Origin of the sequence: Xanthomonas sp. 1678, from assembly GCF_031455575.1 — a bacterium.
GTDB lineage: Bacteria > Pseudomonadota > Gammaproteobacteria > Xanthomonadales > Xanthomonadaceae > Xanthomonas_A.
The window spans coordinates 436,154-457,078 of record NZ_JAVDSZ010000001.1; the positions used below are offsets into that span (position 1 = coordinate 436,154).

The window sequence follows — 20,925 nt, forward strand, 5'->3', positions numbered from 1 at the left end:
TTATTGCATCACCGCCGGCAACGCCAGCGCCTCGCCTTCGACGCAGGCGACCAGGCGTTCACCCGCATCCAGCACCGGCGCCACGCCGGCGGTGAACTGCGAAAACGCCGGCAGCACCGTCATCCGTTCGCGCAGCCAGAACGCCGGCCAGCGCGGGCGCAGCCCCGGCAGTTTCGCCAGCGGATGCAGGTGCCCGCACAGCACGTGCAGCTGCGCGTGCGGCACCGGATCGTGGCGCAGCGCGAACGGGCCGTCCTCTACCTGTTCGCCGAGCAGCGCGATGTCCAGCCCGGCGCCGGCCAGCGCGCGGTCGTGGTTGCCGGCGATCGCGGCCACGCGCAGCTGCGGATGCGCACTGCGCCAGTCGTGCCAATGCCGTTGCCAGGCGGCCGCGGGCGCGGCGCCGTGCAGCACGTCGCCGAGGATCCACAGTTCCTGCGCCGCCTGCGCCTGCACCAGCGCAGCGAGGCGTTGCAGGTCGAGCGCGGTGCCGCCGCTGGGCAGGCCGATGCCGGCGCGGCGGAACACGTCGGCCTTGCCCAGGTGCAGGTCGGCGATCAGCAGCCGCCGGCGCGCCGGCCAGTACAGCGCGCGCTCGCCGAGCAGCGCCATCGGCTCGCCGGCCAGGGTCCAGGCCAGCTCAGCGCGCATGGCGTCGTTCCAGCTGCGCGGCGGCGCGCATCACCCGCGCCTTCCAGTCCTCGGTGCTGAGCTGTCCGCGGATGCTCTCGGCCCACAGCGGGAACGACAGCGGGGTCAGGCTGCGCGGCGTGCGCAGGGCCAGTTCGCGCGCGGCGCAGTCGTGCAGCGTGGCGGCGAGCCGGGTCAGCTCCATCTCGCCCTGCAGCACTTCGCGCTCGGCCTGCGCCAGCAACAGGTGTTCGGGATCGAAGCGGCTCAGCACGTCGTACAGCAACCCGCTGGAGGCCTGCAGCTGGCGCAGGCTGCGTGGGGTGCCGCCAGGCAGGCTGGGCGGCAGCAGGCCGGACACGCGCGCGATCTCGCGGAACTGGCGCCGCGCCAGTTCGCCCAGGTTGAGGCTCTCGCGCAGGTCCTCGAACAGATGCTCGGGGCTGAGCAAGGCGCGCAGCAGGTGTTCGTCGGTCGCCACTTCCTGCGCCGGCGACAGCACCAGCCCATAGTCGTTGGCGGCGAAGCTGAAGGTGTTGCGTTGGTGCCGGCCCCAGCGCAGCGCCAGCAGCGCGGCCAGGCCTTCGTGCACCTGGCGCCCGGCGAACGGATACACGAACACGTGGCGGCCGTCGCGGGCGCGCACGCTTTCCACCAACAGCCGCCGCGGCGACGGCAGCGCCGACAACGCGCGCTGCAGGCCGAGCAACGGCGCCAACGCGCGCAGTTCCTCCTCGCCGCGCGGCTCGGCGAAGACCGCTTCCACTTCATGCGCCAGCGCCGAGGACAGCGGCATGCGTCCGCCCATCCATTTCGGCACGCTGCCGTCGCCGCCCTTGGCCAGGCGCACGTAGGCGGTCATGTCTTCCAGCCGCACCAGCTCCAGCAGGCGCCCGGCGAACTGGAAGCGGTCGCCGCGGCGCAGGCGACCGACGAACTGCTCCTCCACCGCGCCGAGCCGGCCGCCGCGCAGGAAGCGCACGGCGACGCTGCCGTCGCTGGTGATGGTGCCGATCGACAGGCGGTGGCGCAGCGCGATGCGGCGGTCGTGCACGCGGTACACGCCGTCGTCGTCGCGCACCACCTTGCGATAGTCCGGATACTGCGCCAGCGCGCGGCCGCCCTGCACGACGAACTCCAGCACCGCGTTCCAGGTGGGCGCATCGAGCGCGGCGAACGCGGCGGTGCCGCGCACTTCGGTCAGCAGCGCGTCGGCGTGGAAGCCGCCGCCCAGCGCGCAGCTCACGCAATGCTGCGCCAGCACGTCCAGCGACAGCCGCGGGGACGGACGCGATTCGATGCGGCCGTGGGCGATGGCGCGGCGCGCGGCGGCGTATTCGACCAGTTCCAGCGCGTGCGTGGGCACGCACAGCACGTGACCGGCCTCGCCGGGGCGGTGCTTGGCGCGGCCGGCGCGCTGCAGCAGCCGCGCCACGCCTTTCGGGCTGCCGATCTGCAGCACCTGGTCGACCGCCGGGAAATCCACGCCCAAGTCCAGGCTGGAAGTGGCGACCACGCAGCGCAGGCTACCGTCGCGCAGGCCCTGCTCGGCGGCGCTGCGCAGCGCCGGGTCCAGCGAGCCGTGGTGCAGGGCCAGCGTGTGCGTGTCCTCCGGCCACACCGAGTCCAGCGCCTGGTGCCACAGTTCGGCCTGCGCGCGGGTGTTGGTGAACAGCAGGCTGGTGCGCACCGCGAACAGTTTTTCCAGCACCCGCGACAACTGCGCCAGGCCCAGATGGCCGGCCCAGGGGAAGCGCTCGCCGCTGGCCGGGGCCAGCGTTTCCAGGGTCAGCGTGCGCGGCTTGACCCCGGCCACGATTGGCGCGTTCGGCACATGCGGCAGCAGCACGTCGCGCGCTTCGTCCAGATTGCCCAGCGTGGCCGACAGGCCCCAGGTGCGCAGTGCCGGCGCCCAGGCGCGCAATCGCGCCAGACACAATTGCAGCAGCACGCCGCGCTTGTTGCCGAGCAGTTCGTGCCATTCGTCGACGATCACGCAGCGCAGCGTCGCCAGCTGCGGCGCGGTGTCCGGATAGGACAGCAGCAGCGCCAGCGATTCGGGCGTGGTCACCAGCACGTCGAGCTTGCCGCTGCGCGCCAGGCGCTTGTCGCGCGCGCTGGCGTCGCCGGTGCGCAGCCCGATCTGCCAGTCCAGGCCCAGCGCCTGCGCCGGCTCGCGCAACGCGCGCAAGGTGTCGGCGGCGAGCGCGCGCAGCGGGGTGATCCACAGCACTTTCAGGTCGCGCTGCGCTTGCCGGCGCGACCTCGGTGCCGACGCGGTCTTGTCTGCAGCCGCTGCCTTCGCGCGCCGCGGCCGCTTGTCTGCCGCCGCCTGCAGCGCGGCCTGTTCGCGCAGGCCTTCCAGCAGCGGGCCGCCGAACGCGGCCAGGGTCTTGCCGCTGCCGGTGGGCGTGTGCAGCAGCCCGGAGCCGCCGTCCAGATAGTGCCGCCAGAGTGCGCGCTGGAACGGCAGCGGTTGCCAGCCCTGCGCGGCGAACCACGCGTACAGCGGCGCATCGGCCGGGCGCTTGCGCGCCTGCGCCGGCGTCATCGCGCCAGCGCCTGCAGCGTGGCCAGCCGGTCGGCTTCGGCGAACGGCTTGTCGTGGCGCCAGCGCAGGATGCGCGGGAAACGCACCGCGATGCCGGACTTGTGCCGGCTGCTCTTGTTCACCGCCTCGAAGCCGAGTTCGAACACGTGGTACGGCGTCACCGCGCGCACCGGGCCGAAGCGCTCGGTGGTGTGTGCGCGGATCCAACGGTCCAAGGCCAGGATCTCGCTGTCGTCCAGGCCCGAATACGCCTTGGCCACCGGCACCAGCTGCTCGCCGTCCCACAGCCCGAAGGTGTAGTCGGTGTACAGCGTGCTGCGGCGGCCGTGGCCGGCCTGCGCGTACAGCAGCACCGCGTCGATGGTCAGCGGTTCGATCTTCCACTTCCACCAGTCGCCGCGGCGGCGCCCCGACTGATAGGGCGAGGAGGCGCGCTTGAGCATCAGCCCTTCCACCCCACGTTCGCGCGCCTGCTCGCGCAGCGTTGCCGCCGCCTCCCAGCTCGCGGCCTGCACCTGCGGCGACAGCACGATGCGCGGATCGGCGTGCGCGTCGAGCAGGGCCTGCAGTTGCGCGCGGCGCTGCGCCAGCGGCTGTTCGCGCAGGTCGATGCCGTCCAGTTCCAGCAGGTCGTAGGCGAGCACCCGCGCCGGCGTGTCGGCCAGCGTCTTGACGCCGGGCTTGCGCCGCTGGATGCGGGTCTGCAGTGCGGTGAACGGCAGCGGCGCGGCGTCGCCGTCGCGCCAGCCGAGCAGTTCGCCGTCGATCACCGCATCGCGCGGCAGCGTCGCCGCCGCCGTTTCGATCTCGGGGAAGCGGCCGTCCAGGCGTTCCTCGCCGCGCGACCACAGCGCCACTTCGCCAGCGCGGCGGATCAGCTGCAGGCGGATGCCGTCCCATTTCCATTCCAGTTGCCAGTCGTCGATCGCGTCCAGCGTGGTGGCGACGTTTTCCAGCGGCGAGGCCAGGAAGAACGGGTAGGGCTGCTGGCGGTCGCTGGCCAGCACCTCGTGCGAGAGCAGGTCTTCCAGTGCGGCCGGGGTCGGCGACCACGCGCCGAGCATGCGTTGGGCGATGCGCGCGATGTCGATGCCCGACATCGCCGCCAGCGCCTGCTGCACCAGCCGCTGCGACACGCCCACGCGCAGCGCGCCGGTCAGCAGCTTGTTGAACAGCAGGCGCTCGTCGAAATCCAGGCTGCGCCAGCCGGCCAGCACCGCGGCGTGGCGCGCGGCCTCGTCCTGCGCGGCCACCGGCAGCAGGCGCTCTTCGATCCAGTCGCGCAGCGGCGCCGGATCGGAGGCTTCGGCTGGATTGTCGAGCAACAGGGTCAGGGTTTCGGCGAGGTCGCCGACGTGGTCGTAGCTGTCGTCGACCAGCCAGCCGGGCAGGCCGCTTTCCTGCGCGATCCACTCGCGCAGTTCGCGGGTGTTGGCGATGCGCCGCAGCTTGCCGCCGCTCAGCAGCCAGATCGCCCAGGCCGCGTCGGCCGGCGGCGCCTGTTCGAAATACGCGACCAGCGCGGCGCGCTTGTCCAGCGTCGCAGTGCTCTGGTCCAGTTGCCGGTACAGCGCGGCGAAGCGCTTCATTCCTCGGCACCGTAGTCGGTGCGGAACGCCTCGGCGGCGACGCCGCGTTCGTTCAGGGCGCGGATGATCGCGTCGGTGTTGCCGTGCGTGGCGATGACCCGCTGCGCGCCGGTTTCTTCGATGGTGCGCAGCAGGTCGGGCCAGTCCGCATGATCGGAGACCACGAAGCCGCGATCGTAGTTGCGCCGGCGGCGGTTGCCGCGCAGCCGCATCCAGCCGGAAGCGAAGCCGAGCTGTGCATGGCGGAAGCGGCGCAGCCACGGGCTGCCCGCGGCCGACGGCGGCGCCAGCACCAGTTGCCCGGCGTAGTCGGCGCGCTTGTCCATCTCGGCGACCGGTTGCGTATCCAGCATCGCCACCCCGGCCTGGCGATACACCGCCACCCCGGCGGCGACCGCGCCGTGCAGCAGCGCCGGTTGGTCGTCCCACGGTTGCAGCTCGGCCAGCACCCGCTGCGCCTTGCCCAGCGCATAGCAGAACAGCACCGCGGCCTCGCCGCGCGCGGCGCACTCGCGGCGCCAGGCGACGATCTCGCGCGCCACCGCGGCGGTGTCCGGCCAGCGGTACACCGGCAGGCCGAAGGTGGCCTCGGTGATGAAGGTGTCGCAGCGCACCACCTCGAACGCGGCGCAGGTCGGGTCGGGCTGGCGCTTGTAGTCGCCCGAGGCCACCCACACCTCGCCATCCACTTCGATGCGCACCTGCGCCGAGCCGAGCACGTGCCCGGCCGGATGCAGCGACACCGTCGCTGCGCCCAGCGTGAAGCGCGTGCCGTAGTCGTACGCGCGGTACGCCTGCTCGCCCAGGCGCCAGCGCAGGATCGGCAGGCTGGCGGCGGCGCAGTGGTATTCGCCCATGCCGGCGCGCGCGTGGTCGCCGTGGCCATGGGTGATGACCGCGCGCGGCACCGGGCGCCAGGGATCGATATGGAAGTCGCCGGCGGGGCAGTACAGCCCTTCCGGGCGCAGCACCACCAGGTCCTGGGAAGCGGGTTTGGGCATGGCCGCCACTGTGTCCAAGGCGGTGTGCAGGAGATGAGAATCCAGCCCGGCGGTTCACGGCGCGGGGATGCATCGGCCACAATGCGGGACGCGCTTCTGGGAGGGAGATGCATGCAACGGGAACTGCCCGCATTCGCCACGCACGTGGTCGACAACCAGCCGCCGCCGTTCGAGCCGCGCGATCTGTGGCGTGACGATGCGGTGCTGCGCGCCGCGGTCGCGCGCGAGGGCGGCGACATGTTCGCCGCGCACCTGGCGCAGTACGGCGCGCTGGCCGGCGATACGCTGTACCGGCTCGGCTTCGACGCCAACCGCGACCGGCCGCGGCTGCGCACGCACGACCGCTACGGCCACCGCATCGACACCGTCGAATTCCATCCGGCCTACCACCAGCTGCTGGATGCGGCCAAGACCCACGGTGTGGCCGGTCTGTCCTGGCACACGCCGCAGCCGGGCGCGCATGTGGCGCGCGCGGCGCTGAGCTACCTGCATCACCAGGCCGAGGCCGGCACCAGTTGTCCGTTGACGATGACCCATGCCGCGGTCGCGGTGCTGCGCCAGGAACCGGCGCTGCGCGACTGGGCGGACAAGGCCGCCGCGCCGCACTACGACCCGCGCGACGTGCCGATTGCCGACAAGGCCGGCATCACCCTGGGCATGGGCATGACCGAGAAGCAGGGCGGCTCGGACGTGCGCAGCAACGCCACCGTCGCCACGCCGCTGGGCGCCGATGGCGAGTACGCGCTGGTCGGGCACAAGTGGTTCTTCTCCGCGCCGATGTCCGACGGCTTCCTGGTGCTGGCGCAGGCCCCGGGCGGACTGAGCTGCTTCCTGCTGCCGCGGCGCCTGCCCGACGGGCAGCTCAATGCGCTGCGCTTGATGCGGCTGAAGGACAAGCTCGGCGACTGGTCGAACGCCTCCAGTGAGGTGGAGTTCGCCGGCGCCTGGGCGCAGCGCATTGGCGAGGAAGGCCGTGGCGTGGCGCGCATCATCGGCATGGTGATGCTGACCCGGCTGGACTGCATGCTCGCGGCCGCCGCGCAGATGCGCATGGCGCTGGCGCAGGCGCTGCATCACGCGCGGCATCGCATCGCGTTCGGCAAGCGCCTGGTCGAGCAGCCGCTGATGCGCAACGTGCTCGCCGACCTGGCGATCGAATCGGAGGCCGCCACCGCGTTCGCGCTGCGCGTGGCGCGCGCGGTCGATGCGGCCGAGCGCGACCCGGCCGAGGCGGCGTTCGCGCGCATCGCCACCGCGCTGGGCAAGTACTGGCTGTGCAAGCGCGCCCCGGCCTTCGTCAACGAAGCGCAGGAATGCCTGGGCGGCGCCGGTTATGTGGAGGAATCGATCCTGCCGCGGCTGTACCGGCAGGCGCCGCTGAATTCGATCTGGGAAGGCAGCGGCAATATCCAATGCCTGGACGTGCTGCGCGCACTGGCGCGCGAGCCGCGCAGCGCAGCGGCGCTGCTGGCCGAGTTGGAGACTGCGGCGGGCGTAAGCGCGGACTACGACCAGGCGCTGGACGCGCTGCGCGCGCCGCTGGCCGGCACCGGCGACGTGGACGAATACGCCGCGCGGCGCATCACCGAGCGCATCGCGCTGGCACTGCAGGCCGCGCTGCTGCTGCGCAGCGGCAGCCCGGCCGCCGGCGCGTTCGTGCACAGCCGCCTGGCCGGCGCGCATGGACTGGCGTTCGGTACCTTGGAGGCGGATGTGCCGGTGGAGGTGTTGCTGGCGCGTGCGTTGCCGTGACCGTGCGGCCGTACCCTCACCCCAATCCCTTTCCCGGCGGGAGAGGGGCTAGTGCTGTTCCTTCTCCCCTTGGGACCATGGCCCCCTTTTCGGGGAAGGTGCCCCGCAGGGGCGGATGAGGGTGCGAGCGCAGCCTCGTGCACTCAAACTCCACGAGCGGCTTCGCGCCGTACCCTCACCCCAACCCCTCTCCCGGTGGGAGAGGGGCTACGCTGTTTCCGAGTCCCGAGTCCCGAGTCCCGAGTCCCGAGTCCCGCGCCTCAGCCTCAATGCCGCGTCCCGCGCTTGCCTCCCCCCTTGGCCTGGGTCGCTTCCACCGACAGGGTGAAGCTGCGCTCTTCGCCGTCCAGCATCGCGCCGACGCCGACCAGTTGGCGCTTGATCTCCTCGCCGCGGCCGTTGCGGATCGTCACCACCACCGTGTACTCCCACGCGGTGCCATCGGCGGGATGCTGGATGGTGCCCTGCACGCGCAGCGGCACCGTCGCGGTCGGCGCCGATTGCTGCAGCACCGCCGAGTCGAAGCGCAGGTGGTGCTTGCAGGCCGGGCAGACGCTGGCGCTTTCCAGGATCGTCGCCTTGCAGTGCGGGCAGGTCCGGGTCGCCCCCGGGGTGCCGGGACGCGGCGTGCTCATGCGCCGGCGTCTGACTCCGTCGGCTTGCCGCTCTTGCGGCCCTTGTCGTCTTCCCAGCCGAAATCGGCCTGGCCGCGCATCCGCGAACCGGCGGCCACGGTCAGCGAGCCGGCCTTGACGTCGCCGATCAGCGCGCCGGACGCCAGCAGGTCCACCTGCGCCGCCGATTCGATGTTGCCTTCCAGTTCGCCGGCGATGGTCACCTTGTTGGCGCGCACGCCGCCGCTGAGCTTGGCGCCGGTCTCGATGGTCAGGTCGCCCTGCACATTGACGTCGCCCTTGAACTTGCCGGCGATGCGGATATGGCCGGTACCTTCGATCTTGCCTTCGATGGTGATGTCGGCGGCGATCAGCGACTCCTTCGCCGCCGGCGCAGCGGCGCGCGTGGGGATGGGCGCGGCCGCGGCGACCGCGACGGCGGACTCGCCGACCACCGGATCGACCGCTGGGCGCGGCTCGGGCGTGGCGGTGGCGGCAGGCGTGCCAGGCAGCGGCGGGCCATCCTTGCGCGGGGTACCCTGATCTTTCCAGATGGACATGCGCAGACGTCTCCAGTCGGGGGAACCCGGACTATCGCCGCTCTACTGCGTATATTTTGTGACAATCATCTCTAAAGTGCGCTTGCCGGGCCGCGGCCGCCGGTTCAGCCCATCCCGTCCAGCGCCGGATCGAACTGCTGCACCTGATTGCGGCCGCTGCGCTTGGCCCGGTACAGCGCCGCATCGGCCTTGCGCAGCAGGGTGGTGGCGACCACGCCGTCGCGCGAATAGCTGGCCAGCCCGATCGAGACCGTCACCCCCGGCAGCGCCTTGCCGTCCAGCGTGCTGCCCATCTGCTGCGCGGCGCTGCGGATCTGCTCGGCGATCGCCAACGCCGCCTCCGGGCCGGTTTCCGGCAGGATCACGGTGAATTCCTCGCCGCCGTAGCGGCAGGCGATGTCCTCGCCGCGCAACCGCGAGGTGAGCATCTGCCCGACCGCGGCCAGCAGGCTGTCGCCGCCGCCGTGGCCATGCAGGTCGTTGAAGTGCTTGAAGTGGTCCACGTCCAGCATCAGCAGCGACAGCGGCATCGAACGGCGTGCGCAGCGTGCCAGCTCGTGCTGCAGCGACTCCTCCAGGTAGCGGCGGTTGAACAGGCCGGTGAGCGGGTCGCGGATCGACTGCAGGCGCAGCGATTCGCGCAGGCGCAGGTTGCTCAGCGCCAACGACAGCTGCTCGGCCGCGGCCTCGGCGATGGCGATGCGCGGCAGCGGTCCAGGGCCGGGACCGGCCAGGAACACGAAGCCCAGTTGCGTGCCCTGCGCCGACAGCGGAATGCAGGCGCTGCTGGCGCCGACCGCCTGCGGATCGTCGAGCAGATGCGCGCACGCCGAATCGTGGCGCAGCGCGTGCACGAAGTGCGCCTTGTCGCGGCGCAGCGCCCAGCATTGCTCCGGTGCCACCGCCGGCTCGCTGCGCACCGGCGCCTCGCCCCAGGCGACGATGGCTTCGGCGCGATCCCGCGACGCGCGCAGCAGGTACACGCTGCCGCCGGCGTCGGGCATCAGCGCGGCGAGCATGCGCGCGGTCACGGTCAGCGCTTCCTTGGGGTCCATGCAGCTCTGCAGCAGGCCGGTGTAGCGGCTGAGTGCGTTGAGGTCGGCGCTGGTGCGCTGCAGTTCCTCGATGCTGGCGCCGAGTCGTTCGTTGGCGACCGAGGCGGCCTGCTCGGCGGTGGCGCGATTGCGCAGTTCGCGGAACAGCAATGCATAGACCACGCCCACGCTGCCCAGGCCGAACGGGATGCCGGCCAGGGCCAGGGCCAGCAGCAGGTCGGAACTGCGTTGGTTGGAACGGTCGCGGCTCTGCAGCAGCCGTTGCTCCAGTTCGGTCATCTGCTGCACGTGATCGTGGATCGTGCTGGAGTCCTTGAACACGTTCGGCGCCATCGCGCGCTGCAACGCATCCAGCCCATCGCGCTGGTAGACGTCGAGCATCTGCTGCATCTGCGCCAGCCGCGCCTGCACCAGCCGCTGCAGGATGCGCAGGTTCGCCAGTTGCACCGGGTTGTCGGCGACCAGCGCATGCAGCTGCGCCAGGTGCCTCGGCACGCGCTCGGCGCTGTCGCGATAGTTGCTCAGGTAGGCCTGGTTGTCGGTCAATTCGAAGCCGCGCACCGCGGTTTCGGCCTGCAGCAAGGTCGACTGCACCTCGTCGATGCTGCGCAGGACCTGGTGGGTATGCGCCACGCGCGCCGCATCGGAGATCGAACGTTGCGCGCCGGTGAACACGCCGAAACCGATCGACACGAAGACCAGGGCGGAGAACAGCAGCGCTAGGCGGGTTCTGATCCGCACCCGGTGGAACGTCGACATCCGCGGATTGTAACCAGCCTGGTCGCGGGCAGGCGTTCGCGGACCGAAAGGGAGCCGTAGGTCACGTCGTGGCGTGATGGTCGCGGTTGAAACCGTTTGTGCTGGAGACTTGCGGGTGTGGTGGCTGGGGGCGCTGGAGAGGCGTTTGGATGGTGTTGGATACCGTCAGGTCACCGTTCCGCTCGTCGCGACTGAAGTCGCTCCCGCAGTGGCTTACGGCGAGAGGGCCGGGTGCTAGTGGAGGCTTTTCCGCTCGATGTGTTCGATTCCGTCAGGTGCGCCGCTCCGCTCGTCGCGGCTGAAGCCGCTCCTACAAGGGCAGGTCCTCTTGAGTCTGCTAGGTGCACTTGGGGGAGGAGGTGTTCGGCCACGAAGGTGGTCGAAGCCGACGGGTCCACCGGCTCATTCGCCGCGGTGCAGTGAAGTCGGGGTCCCGCAGCGGCAACGCCGACGGTGAGCCGGCGCGCCTTGCAGGAGAAGCCATGACGGTGCGCCACGGCTCCCGCCGCATCAGCGAGCTGCGCGATGCGGCGGGCGATCGGCCAACGCTGCCGGTCAGTGCTTCTCGGGGTTGTCGTTGTGCGCATCCTGGTTGGCGTTCTCGCGCGCCTTGTCGGCGAGCTTCTGCGCGGCGCTGGCGGTGGCCTCGCTGGCGTCGGCAGCGGCTTCCTTGGCGGCGGCCGAGGCGTCCTGCACGGCTTCGGAGTTGGCCGCGCGGTGTGCGGCGTCGCGGGCGTCGGCGGCGACTTCGCGGCCGGTCTGCGCGGCCTGGTCGGCGGCTTCCTTGGCCGCTTCGCCGGTCTGCTCGGCGGCGACCTTGGCGTCGCGCTGCGCCTGCTGTGATTCCGGGCCCTGGCAGGCGGCCAGCGCCAGCGCGGACAACAGGGCCATTGCCACGATCGGGGTCTTGTTCATGCGCGTACTCCGTTACTGGGTGATGCGGCGCAGCCTAGGTGGCTGCGCATGCAGCCGGCGTCAATGCCGGCGAGCGGCAGCGGCTCGCGTTCAGGAAGCTGGCACGGTTCCGGGCGCCGATGCGACAGGTCCGACCTCCACAGGCCAGCGTTGGCGCAAGCGGTCGTGCTCTTAAACGCACCAGGCGTTGGCTACTGGGGCGTCGGCATGCGCGCTGCGAATCGAGCAGGGTCTGAAAGTGAGCGATCAGCGTGTGCGGGCGGCATCGGGCGGGTCCGCGCCGAGTGGGACCGGCGTCGTGCCGGCCATGGGCCGAGGGTGAAGGCCGGCCGGAGTGCGCGCAGCGCGGCTGTTCGCGGCTCGCTGGCGCGATTTACGGGCAAAGAAAAAGCCGCTGGCGAACCAGCGGCTTCTTCAAGACTTGCCTGAAGCGAGAAGTTATTACTTCTTGGCTTCTTCGGCAGCGTCCTTGGCCTGGCCGGCGGTGTCGTCAGCAGCCTTGGCGGTGTCAGCAGCCTTGTCGGCAGCGGCATCGGTCGGGGCGGCAGCGGCGGCCTGCGAAGCGTCGGCAGCGGTGTTGGCGGCGGTGGCGGCGGTGTCGGCAGCAGCCTGGGCGGAATCGGCGGTGGCGGCACCGGCGGCCGAAGCCTGGTCGGCAGCAGCCTGCGCGTCGGTGGCGGCTTCGTTAGCCGAAGCAGCGGCGTCCTGCGCCTGCTCCTGCTTCGAGCATGCGGCCAGGGCCAGGCCCAGGGCCATTGCGATCAGCAGCTTGTTGATGCTCATGTGTGTCTATCCTCGTCGTTTAGTTAGGCAACGCGCTATTGCGCGCCCTCAACATGATGACAAGCCAAAGTCGGCTGTCAAGCGCACGCGCATTCATTTTTGTGTTTTAAGGGTTAATCCCAATTAAATCAATTCGATGGCGACCGCTGTCGCCTCGCCGCCGCCAATGCACAGGGTCGCGATTCCGCGGCGTCCGCCGCGCGTGCGCAACGCGTTTAGCAATGTCACCACCAGCCGTGCGCCGGATGCGCCGATCGGATGGCCGAGCGCGCAGGCGCCGCCGTTGACGTTGACCTTGGCGTGATCCAGTCCCAATTCCTTGATCGGCACCATCGGCACCACCGCGAACGCTTCGTTGATCTCGAACAGGTCGACCTGGTCCAGGCTCCAGCCGACCTGGTCGAGCAGCTTCCTGATCGCGCCGACCGGGGCGGTGGTGAACCATTCCGGCGCCTGCGAGAAGGTCGCGTGGCCGACGATCCGCGCCAAAGGCGCGATGCCGCGGCGGGCGGCGTCGTCGGCGCTGAGCAGCACCGTGGCGGCGGCGCCGTCGGAGATGCTGGAGGAACTGGCGGCGGTGACCGTGCCGTCCTTCTTGAACGCCGGCTTCAGCGTGGGGATCTTGGCGACGTCGGACTTGCCCGGCTGCTCGTCGCTGGCGAACACCGCTTCGCCCTTGCGCGTGGCGACGCGGACCGGAACGATCTCCGCATCGAAGGCGCCATTGCGCTGCGCGGCCTGCGCGCGGGTCACCGATTCGATCGCGTAGGCGTCCTGGTCCTGGCGGCTGAAGCCGAACTTCTCCGCGGTGGCCTCGCCGAACACGCCCATGGCCTGGCCGTCGTCGGGATTGGTCAGGCCGTCCCAGGCCATGTGGTCGACCGCCTGGAAGTTGCCGTAGCGGTTGCCGGTGCGCGAGTTCGGCAGCAGGTGCGGGGCGTTGCTCATCGATTCCATGCCGCCGGCGACGACGATGCTGGCCGAGCCGGCCTTGATCAGGTCGTGGCCGAGCATGATCGCCTTCATGCCCGAGCCGCAGACCTTGTTGATGGTGGTGGCGCCGGTGGCGTCGGGCACGCCGGCCGCGCGCGCGGCCTGGCGCGCCGGCGCCTGGCCGAGGTTGGCCGGCAGCACGCAGCCCATGATCACTTCCGACACGTCGGCGGCAGGGATGCCGGACTGTTCCAGCGCGGCACGGATCGCGGCGGCGCCGAGCTCCGGCGTGGGCACGCCGTTGAACTGGCCCAGGAACGCGCCGATGGCGGTGCGCTTGGCCGCGGCGATGACGATCTCGGTCATGGCAAACCCTTACGAAGATGAGTTCCCGATTATCTGCCTCGGCGCGGCGTCTGCCAATCGCGCTCGGCGCGGCGATCGCCGCAGGCGCGGATTTCCGGTGTAGATTCGAGGCGCTTCAGGGCGGTCCATTTGCGGCCGCTAATGGGGCGTTGCCGGCCGCAGTGGCCGGCGTGCATATCTGGAGAGAGATCATGCGGAAGGTGATGGCCCGGTCGCTGCTGGCGACCGCATTGGCGATGGCGTTGACCGCTTGCGGGGGCGGTGGCGGCGGTGGCGGGCTGACCCGCAGCGACCCGCCGCCGACGTCGCCGCCGCCGAGCTCCCCACCGCCGCCGCCGCCGCCGACATCCCCTCCCACCTCGCCGCCGACTTCGCCGCCACCGCCGCAGCCGGCGTTCGACGCGCACCTGGCGCTGACCAACACGCTCGCCGCGCGCAACGCCGGTTACGACGGCAGCGGCTACCGCATCGGCGTGGTCGACACCGGCGTGAACCGCGACCACCCGGCGCTGGCCGGGCGCGTGGTGTCCAACCTGATCTACGTCGATCCGGCCAAGAACAACGTCAACGTCGACGATGTCGACGGCCACGGCACCACGGTCGCGCAGCTGGCCGCGGGCAAGGCGGTGGGCGCATGGCCGGGCGGCATCGCGCCCGGTGCGCAGATCGTGTCGGCACGCATCATCAACGACACCTCGCCCGACGACGACGGCAGCGGCGAGGGCAACCAGACCAGCGGCGCGCTGGGCCTGGCCAGCATCCACCAGGACCTGATCAACGCCGGGGTCAAGGTGATGAACAATTCATGGGGCGGCATCTACTGGACCGATCCGGGCGCGACCAACGCGATCGCCGCCGAATACCGCCCGTTCGTGCTGAACAACGGCGGGCTGGTGGTGTTCGCGGCCGGCAACGAATCCAAGTCCACGCCGTCGGATATCGCCTCGCTGCCCAGCCAGCTTGGCCCCGGCGGCAGCCATCCGGCGGCGGACCTGGAGCGCGGTTGGCTGGTGGTGGCCGCGGTGGATTCGAGTACCGGCAGCACCCTGGAGCCCTATTCCAACGCCTGCGGTGCGGCCATGCGCTACTGCCTGGTGGCCCCGGGCACGGAAGTGTTCGTCGATCCCAAGGCGACTACCGCCAGCGCCAACCCGGGCTACTACTACGGCAGCGGCACCTCGTTCGCCGCGCCGCTGGTTTCCGGTGCGGCCGCACTGGTCTGGCAGGCGTTTCCCTACTTCAGCAACGATCTGCTGCGGCAGACGCTGCTCGGCACCGCCACCGACCTGGGTACGCCCGGCGTGGACGCCACCTTCGGCTACGGCCTGCTCAATGTCGGCAAGGCGGTGCGCGGGCCGGCCCGGTTCGACTGGGGCGACGTCAGCGTGTCCTTCAGCGGCAGCTCGACCTGGGCCAACGACATCGCCGGCAGCGGCGGCCTGATCAAGCAGGGCAGCGGCACCCTGACCCTGAGCGGCACCCAGAACAGCTACAGCGGCGCGACCCAGGTGCAGGCCGGCACGCTCAGCGCGGCCAGCCTGGGCGGCTCCAGCCTCGCCATCAGCAACGGCGCCACCTTCATCGGCACCGGGCCGCTGCGCGGCAACGTCAGCAATTCCGGCACCTTCCAGGTCGGTGCCGCGGCGCTGAGCCTGAGCGGCAATTACGTGCAGGACAGCAGCGGCCGGCTGGCCTTGCTGGTCGGCGACAAGCTCTCGGTGACCGGCACCGCGACGCTGCAGGGCGGCTCGCTGTACGTGCTCGGCAAGCGTGACTACGTGGTCAACAACACCGCGTACAAGGTGCTGGAGACCACGGGTGGGCTGAGCGGCACGTTCGGGTCGGTCACCACGCCGCCGAACGTGTTCCTGACCTCCTCGCTCAGCTACGACAGTTCCAGCGCGTCGATCACCGTGCAAGCGCTCAGCGTCACCGCCACCGCGGCGAGCTTCGGCAGCATCACTGCCGCCACGCTCGCCTCCGCCACGCGCGTGGATGCGGCGTTCGCGCAGCTGGACGCACAGCTCGGCCGCGATCCGGCGACGGTCGATGCGTCGCTGCTGAAGGCGGCCGGCGCGGTGCAGCAGTCGCCGAGCGCGGCGGTGGCGGCGGCGACGCTGCGCAGCCTGTCCGGCGAAGCGCATGCGGCCGCCACGGCGATGACCTTCGACACTATCGACCTGCAGCGGCGCGCGCTGTCCGGTCGCTTCGACAGCCTGATCGCGCAACCGCGGGCGATCGGTGCGTGGAGCCAGCGGCTGGGCGACACCGGGCAGGGCAGCTTCGCCGGCAGCCAGTTCCAGCTCGACGGCTGGATGATGGGCCAGGACCTGCGCTTGGGCGAGCATGCGGTGGCCGGCTTCGCCTTCGGCGAGACCCGCGCCGACGGGGGCGACGATGGCGGTCTCGGCCGCAGCCGCGATCGGCAGGTGCAAGGCCAGGCCTATCTCGGCGCGGTCGGCGGCAATGCCTATGCGCTGGCGCAGCTGGGCACCGGGCAGTACCGGCGCCAGCTCGACCGCAGCCTGCTGCTCGGCGAGACCGTTGCCGCGGCGTCCAGCCGCTACGACGGGCGCTTCCTGTCCGGCAGCGTCGAGATCGGCTATCGCATCGGACGCGGCAAGGCGTGGCTGACCCCGTACGCCGGCGCCGACTACAGCCGCATCGACAGCGACGGCTTCCGCGAGCAGGGCGGCGACGGCTTCGGGTTGATGGCCGCGGCTGCGTCCTCTTCGCGCAGCCAGGCGCTGGCCGGCCTGCGCGCCGGTTACGGCTGGCGCGGCTGGTCGCTGCAGGGCTACGGCGAATGGCAGCAGACCCTGGCCGCGCAAGGATTGCAGCGCCAGGCCAGTTTCGTCGGCGTGGACGCATGGGCGCCGCTGCTCGACCTGCAGCCGGCACGCTCGGGCGGGCTGTTCGGGATGAGCCTGGACCGGCGCTGGAACAGCAGCGCGTTGGGCATCGGCTACGACCAGCGCTTCGGCCCGCGCGGCGACGATCATGCGCTGTCGCTGCGTTACCGGTTGGGGTTCTGATGCGGCCGTCGTGCGCGCCGGCCAATGCGCTGCACGAGATGCTTCACAGAAGCATGCTGTCCGGCGATGCGGTGCCGGCTTTTTGTGGGAGAGGCTTCAGTGCCGACAATTTGCGAAGCCGGAAAGCGTGCCGCTTCGCTTGTCGCGACTGAAGTCGCTCCTACAGTGGTCTCCGGATAGTCTGCCGAGTACATGTGGGAGGAACTTTCAGTCCCGACGCGGGCATCGGCTACGACCGGCGCTTCGGCCGGCGCGGCGACGATCATGCGCTGTCGCTGCGCTACCGGCTGGGGGTCTGATGCAGCCGTCGTGCGGATGCGGTGTTGGTCGCGTGGACTCGGTTTTTAGGAGAGGCTTCGGCGCCGACAGCTTGCGACGCCGGAAAGCGCAGCGCTTCGCTCGTCGCGACTGAAGTCGCTCCTACAGTAGCCTTCGGGTAGCGCACCGGCCTTTGTGGGAGGGACTTCAGTCCCGACGCGCTGGGTGTCGGGAGGTACTGCTCTCCGCGCATCGCCGCGGATCGCCCGTGCGCGGCGGCGCCTACTCGCCGCGCAGATGTCCCATCGAGCGCGGGGCGGTGCGGCCCAGCGGCAGCTTGAGCTTGCCGATCGCGTGCATGCGCGCTTCGGCGATGCGGTCGGCGGCCTGCTGCGGCGGGATGTTGTCGCGCTCGGACAGGTCGAAGATCTTGCCGAGGTTGTGGTACAGGCTGCGGATCAGGCGCATCGCGCGTTCGCGGTTGTAGCCGTCGATCTCCAGCGACACGTTCATCACGCCGCCGGCGTTGACCGCGTAGTCCGGCGCGTAGAGGATGCCGCGCCGATGCAGTTCCTCGCCGACCGCGGCGTTGGCCAACTGGTTGTTGGCGGTGCCGCAGATGATCTTCGCCTTCAGCCGCGGCAGCGTCGCTTCGTCGATCGCGCTTTCCAGCGCGCACGGCGCCAGCACGTCGGCGGCCACGTCGTAGATCTCGTCCGGCTTGACCGCCTCGGCGCCGTACTCGGCGACCGCGCGCTCGACCAGCGCCTGGTCCAGGTCGGTGACGTACAGCTTGGCGCCGCGTTCCTTCAGCAGCTTCACCAGTTCCATGCCGATGTGGCCCAGGCCCTGCACGGCGATGCTGGCCTTGCCGATCTCCTCGTGGCCGAGCTTGCGCTGCAGCGAGGCCATCAGCGCCTGCAGTGCGCCATAGGCGGTGAACGGCGCCGGGTCGCCGGAACCGCCGTGCACCTGGTGCACGCCGGTGACGTACTCGGTCTCCAGGTAGATTTGCTCCATGTCGTTGACGTCGGTGCCGACGTCCTCGGCGGTGATGTAGCGCCCGCCCAGCGAATCCACGTAGCGGCCGAACGCGCGGAACAGCGCCTCGGACTTGTCGGCCTTCGGGTCGCCGATGATCACCGCCTTGCCGCCGCCGATGTTGAGCCCGGCCAGCGCGTTCTTGTAGGTCATCGTGCGGCTGAGCCGCAGCGCGTCGTGCAACGCGGCCTCGGTGTTGGGGTAGGGGCGCATGCGCACGCCGCCCAATGCGGGGCCGAGCACGGTGTTGTGGATGGCGATGATCGCCTGCAGGCCCACGTCGCGGTTGTGGCAGAAGACGACCTGTTCGTGGCCGGTGGTGGCTAGCGTTTCGAAAAGCATGGGGGGCTCCGCTGGCGTTGCAGGTGTAGGACACCTTGGTTCCAGGAACGTCCTAGTGAGGTGCGTAAAACGAAAAACGCGACGGGTTCCGGAACGGGTCCTGATCGTCGCGATGGGCGCATTTTAAAGCAATTGCCCGTATGCCGTGCAGCGCTCCAGGGGTCGGCGCCGGCCCTTGCCGCACAAGCATCTCGGCGCGATCTGCGACGCTGGAGGCGCTATGAACTGACGGCGGCTGCACCGGCTCAGCCGGTGCCGGCCTGCGCCGGGCGCGCGCCCGGTCCGGCGCCGAGCGCGGCGGCGATGCGCGCGCCGTCGGGCACGCCCAGGCCGGTGCAGGCATCCCAGCCGGGGCTTGCGCGGAAGCCGCCGTTGCCGCCGTCGACGATGTCGCGGCAGGTGTCGGCCACCGCGTACAGCCGTGGCGGCAGGAACACGCGGCGGCCGCCGTTCAGGCCATAGACGCGCGCCAGCAGCGCCGCCCATAAAGGTGCGGCGGCGCTGGTGCCGCCCATGACCGCCGGGCGTCCGTCGATGTGCACGTAGTAGCCGGTTTCGGCGTCGGCGTTGGCGGCCACGTCCGGCACGCCGCGCATGCTCAGCGGTTGCGCCTCGGTGCGCGTGCCGTGCAGCGCCAGGCCGCGCTGCCAGCGCGGCCGCGCGAACACCCGGCTCTGGCCGCCGCCGGTGCCGGACCAGGCCTGCTCGTGTGCCGCCTGCGCGTCGACCTGCAGGCGGGTGCCGCCGCAGGCCAGCACGAACGGGCTGGACGCCGGGAAGCACACATTCAGACCGGGCTGGCCGTCGCTGGCGCCGTCGTCGCCGGAGGCGATGCACACGGTGATGCCCATCAGCGCGGCCGCCTGCAGCGCGCGGTTGTAGGCCTCGCGCGACTGCGCCGTCCACAGCGTCTCGGTGAAGCCCCAGCTGATCGCGATCACGTCCGGCGCGTGTTCGCGATCGTGGATGGCGCTGACGATGGCTTCGAGGAAGCCGTTGTCGGTATTGGGCGCGAAGTACACCACCAGCTTGGCGCCCGGCGCGATGGCGCCGGCGATCTGCACGTCCATCTGCACCTCGATGTCGGCCTTGTGCGCCTGCCCGCTGGGCCGGTTGCGCGCGCCGGCCAGCAGCACATCGACGATCTGCGGCATCGGCAGCCCCAGCTTGGCGAAATAGGCGGCCAGCTGGTCGCGCGCATAGCCGCCGCCCAGCGCGATGATGCCGATGCACTGGCCGGCGCCGTCGTGCTCGGGAAAGCCGTACAGCTCGGCCAGCTGCGGCGGCGTGTACTGCGCCACCGGCGCCACGGCGGCGCCGGGTGGCGCGGCGACGTCCTGCGCCTGCGCGCGCGGCAGCGTGCGCGCCTGCGGCCGATCGTCCAGGCCGAGCACCGCGCTCACCACGCCGTGCAGGGCGGCGGGAACCGACACCGCGCCGGTGCGCCCGCGGTAACGCAGGTCGTCGTTGCGGTAGTCGCGCAGATCCACCTGGAACGCGCGGTCGAACTGTTGCACGCTGCCTTCCAGGATCACCACGCCGGCATGCGCCAGGGTCTGCTCCACGCACAGGCCGTGCTGCGCGGCGAAGGCCTCGACCGCGCGCAGGTCGTTGGCGTCGGCCGCGAAGCGCGTGGCGAAGGTGTCGCGCGACAGTGGCGCGGGCAGGTCGTCGCCGGCCGTGGCGAGCAAACGGGCCGCTGCCGCGTCCAGCGCCGGCTGGCGCAGCGCCAGCAACACGCGCAGGCGCTGCGCGGCCGGGAACTTGCCGGCGTCGACGCAGCCGGGCAAGGGGCTGCGCTCGCTGCCGCAGAGGATCTGGTAGTCCATCGTGCGTTCCTTGCAGGGGGGGGGAGGTCGCGGCGAGTATAGGCAGCGCGGTTCTCTGCAGCTGCGACCGGCCGTGAGAGGTCTGTGGCGCTTCAGGTCGGCGCGCACCGCCGGTTCATGTGCTTGACGCGGTATCCGGCACGGCGGCAGGAGCCGATCTTGTGGGCTGGTGCCGAGGCGTCGGTCAGTGCGGCGTTCAGCGCACGGCGTGCTCGTCGGCGAACAGTGCCTTGGCCGCTTGCGGGCCGAGCAGGCGCTCGCGCAACTGCGCTTGCCGTTGCGGATCGGCGCGGTGCGCAGAGTCCGCGGCCTCGGCCTGCAGATAGGCGGCGTAGCGGTCGAACCAGGCGAGCACCTGCTGCGTCTGTGCGGCGGGCATGGCGGCCGCAAGGTCGCGTTGCAGCTGCTGGCGCTGCATCGCCAGCGGCTGGGCCTCCTGCATGACCAGGTAGCGGTCCAGGTGGCGCCGCAAGGCCAGGTCCGGCACCACCTGGCCCTGCTTGTCGAAGCGGAGCGCGGCTTCGGCGCGGGCGGCGTCGGGCGCGGTCGGCTTGGCGGGCGCAACGGGCACCGCGGACCTGTCTGCCGCAACCGCACTGGCGGTGTGGCCGATGGCTTCACCGAGCCCGCGGCGCGACGCCGCGTCGGTGGGCCGTTCGTGCCAGGCGGCGACGCTGGCGATCGCCACCGCGATCACGGTAATGGCGATCACGTAGGTTCCCGGCGGTACCTTCGGCATCGCTACGGCCTCCCGGATGGCAGGCGCTGCAGCAGGCCGCAGGCATGCATGCGCGGAACGCATGACGGGCCGCGCGTCCCAGCAGCGGTGCCGCAGCGTGGAGGTGCGCCCGCGCCAGCCGTAGATGCCGGCGACAAGGACGCGCGCGACAGCGAATGCCTGGACATGCGTGC

At 71.1% G+C, this 20,925-nt stretch carries 15 protein-coding genes; 2 read left to right on the forward strand and 13 right to left on the reverse strand.

From position 1 onward, the window contains the following. Genes pdeM through J2Y70_RS02005 form a run of 4 tightly spaced genes read right to left on the reverse strand, consistent with a single transcriptional unit; the run spans nt 1 to nt 5,771 of the window. Nucleotides 1–651 (reverse strand): ligase-associated DNA damage response endonuclease PdeM, encoded by a 651-nt coding sequence (pdeM, locus tag J2Y70_RS01990; RefSeq protein WP_309912694.1) that lies wholly within the window; start codon nt 649–651, stop codon nt 1–3. Beyond that, nucleotides 641–3,181 carry a ligase-associated DNA damage response DEXH box helicase gene (locus J2Y70_RS01995; protein ID WP_309912697.1) on the reverse strand — a complete coding sequence of 847 codons (2,541 nt, stop codon included), beginning with the start codon at nt 3,179–3,181 and terminating at the stop codon, nt 641–643. The genes pdeM and J2Y70_RS01995 overlap by 11 nt, the downstream gene beginning before the upstream one ends. After that, a complete protein-coding gene (locus J2Y70_RS02000) occupies nt 3,178–4,770 on the reverse strand; it encodes an ATP-dependent DNA ligase (RefSeq protein ID WP_309912699.1) in 1,593 nt (530 codons plus the stop codon). Before J2Y70_RS02000 ends, J2Y70_RS01995 begins: the two co-directional genes overlap by 4 nt. Further along, entirely contained in the window at nt 4,767–5,771 is a 1,005-nt protein-coding gene (locus tag J2Y70_RS02005) for a ligase-associated DNA damage response exonuclease (RefSeq protein ID WP_309912700.1), read from the reverse strand. Before J2Y70_RS02005 ends, J2Y70_RS02000 begins: the two co-directional genes overlap by 4 nt. Nucleotides 5,772–5,882: 111 nt before the next feature. Here J2Y70_RS02005 and J2Y70_RS02010 point away from each other — a divergent pair, with 111 nt between their 5' ends. Beyond that, nucleotides 5,883–7,523 (forward strand): acyl-CoA dehydrogenase family protein, encoded by a 1,641-nt coding sequence (locus J2Y70_RS02010; protein WP_309912702.1) that lies wholly within the window; start codon nt 5,883–5,885, stop codon nt 7,521–7,523. Between the two features lie 266 nt (nt 7,524–7,789). Here the strand turns inward: J2Y70_RS02010 and J2Y70_RS02015 are convergent, their stop codons facing one another. From J2Y70_RS02015 to J2Y70_RS02040, 6 genes are all read right to left on the reverse strand, one after another. Next, on the reverse strand, nt 7,790–8,158 hold the full coding sequence (locus tag J2Y70_RS02015) for a hypothetical protein (RefSeq protein ID WP_003479271.1): 369 nt from the start codon (nt 8,156–8,158) through the stop codon (nt 7,790–7,792). Continuing rightward, entirely contained in the window at nt 8,155–8,697 is a 543-nt protein-coding gene (locus J2Y70_RS02020) for a polymer-forming cytoskeletal protein (protein ID WP_263397725.1), read from the reverse strand. The genes J2Y70_RS02015 and J2Y70_RS02020 overlap by 4 nt, the downstream gene beginning before the upstream one ends. Before the next feature lie 104 nt (nt 8,698–8,801). Next, nucleotides 8,802–10,511 (reverse strand): diguanylate cyclase, encoded by a 1,710-nt coding sequence (locus tag J2Y70_RS02025; protein WP_309912704.1) that lies wholly within the window; start codon nt 10,509–10,511, stop codon nt 8,802–8,804. Nucleotides 10,512–11,066: 555 nt separating this feature from the next. Then, nucleotides 11,067–11,426: a hypothetical protein gene (locus J2Y70_RS02030; protein ID WP_309912706.1), complete on the reverse strand. Its 360-nt coding sequence runs from the start codon at nt 11,424–11,426 to the stop codon at nt 11,067–11,069. Between the two features lie 441 nt (nt 11,427–11,867). After that, nucleotides 11,868–12,209 (reverse strand): hypothetical protein, encoded by a 342-nt coding sequence (locus J2Y70_RS02035; RefSeq protein ID WP_263397728.1) that lies wholly within the window; start codon nt 12,207–12,209, stop codon nt 11,868–11,870. Between the two features lie 123 nt (nt 12,210–12,332). Next, nucleotides 12,333–13,508 carry a thiolase family protein gene (locus tag J2Y70_RS02040; RefSeq protein WP_263397729.1) on the reverse strand — a complete coding sequence of 392 codons (1,176 nt, stop codon included), beginning with the start codon at nt 13,506–13,508 and terminating at the stop codon, nt 12,333–12,335. A 188-nt stretch (nt 13,509–13,696) separates the two neighbouring features. Between J2Y70_RS02040 and J2Y70_RS02045 the strand changes: the two genes are divergently transcribed. Next, nucleotides 13,697–16,543 carry a S8 family serine peptidase gene (locus J2Y70_RS02045; RefSeq protein WP_309913240.1) on the forward strand — a complete coding sequence of 949 codons (2,847 nt, stop codon included), beginning with the start codon at nt 13,697–13,699 and terminating at the stop codon, nt 16,541–16,543. A 540-nt stretch (nt 16,544–17,083) separates the two neighbouring features. On the opposite strand, the gene J2Y70_RS02050 is transcribed toward J2Y70_RS02045, so the two are convergent. The 3 genes from J2Y70_RS02050 to J2Y70_RS02060 all read right to left on the reverse strand — a co-directional run bounded on the left by J2Y70_RS02050 (nt 17,084) and on the right by J2Y70_RS02060 (nt 20,752). Continuing rightward, complete coding sequence (locus J2Y70_RS02050) at nt 17,084–18,184, reverse strand: Glu/Leu/Phe/Val dehydrogenase (RefSeq protein ID WP_179563706.1); 1,101 nt, start codon at nt 18,182–18,184, stop codon at nt 17,084–17,086. A gap of 245 nt (nt 18,185–18,429) precedes the next feature. After that, the gene (locus tag J2Y70_RS02055) at nt 18,430–20,013 is read right to left on the reverse strand and encodes a S53 family peptidase (protein WP_309912708.1); all 1,584 of its coding nucleotides are present in this window, start codon (nt 20,011–20,013) and stop codon (nt 18,430–18,432) included. Nucleotides 20,014–20,209: 196 nt separating this feature from the next. Next, on the reverse strand, nt 20,210–20,752 hold the full coding sequence (locus J2Y70_RS02060; RefSeq protein WP_309912710.1) for a hypothetical protein: 543 nt from the start codon (nt 20,750–20,752) through the stop codon (nt 20,210–20,212). Nucleotides 20,753–20,925: the final 173 nt, after the last annotated feature.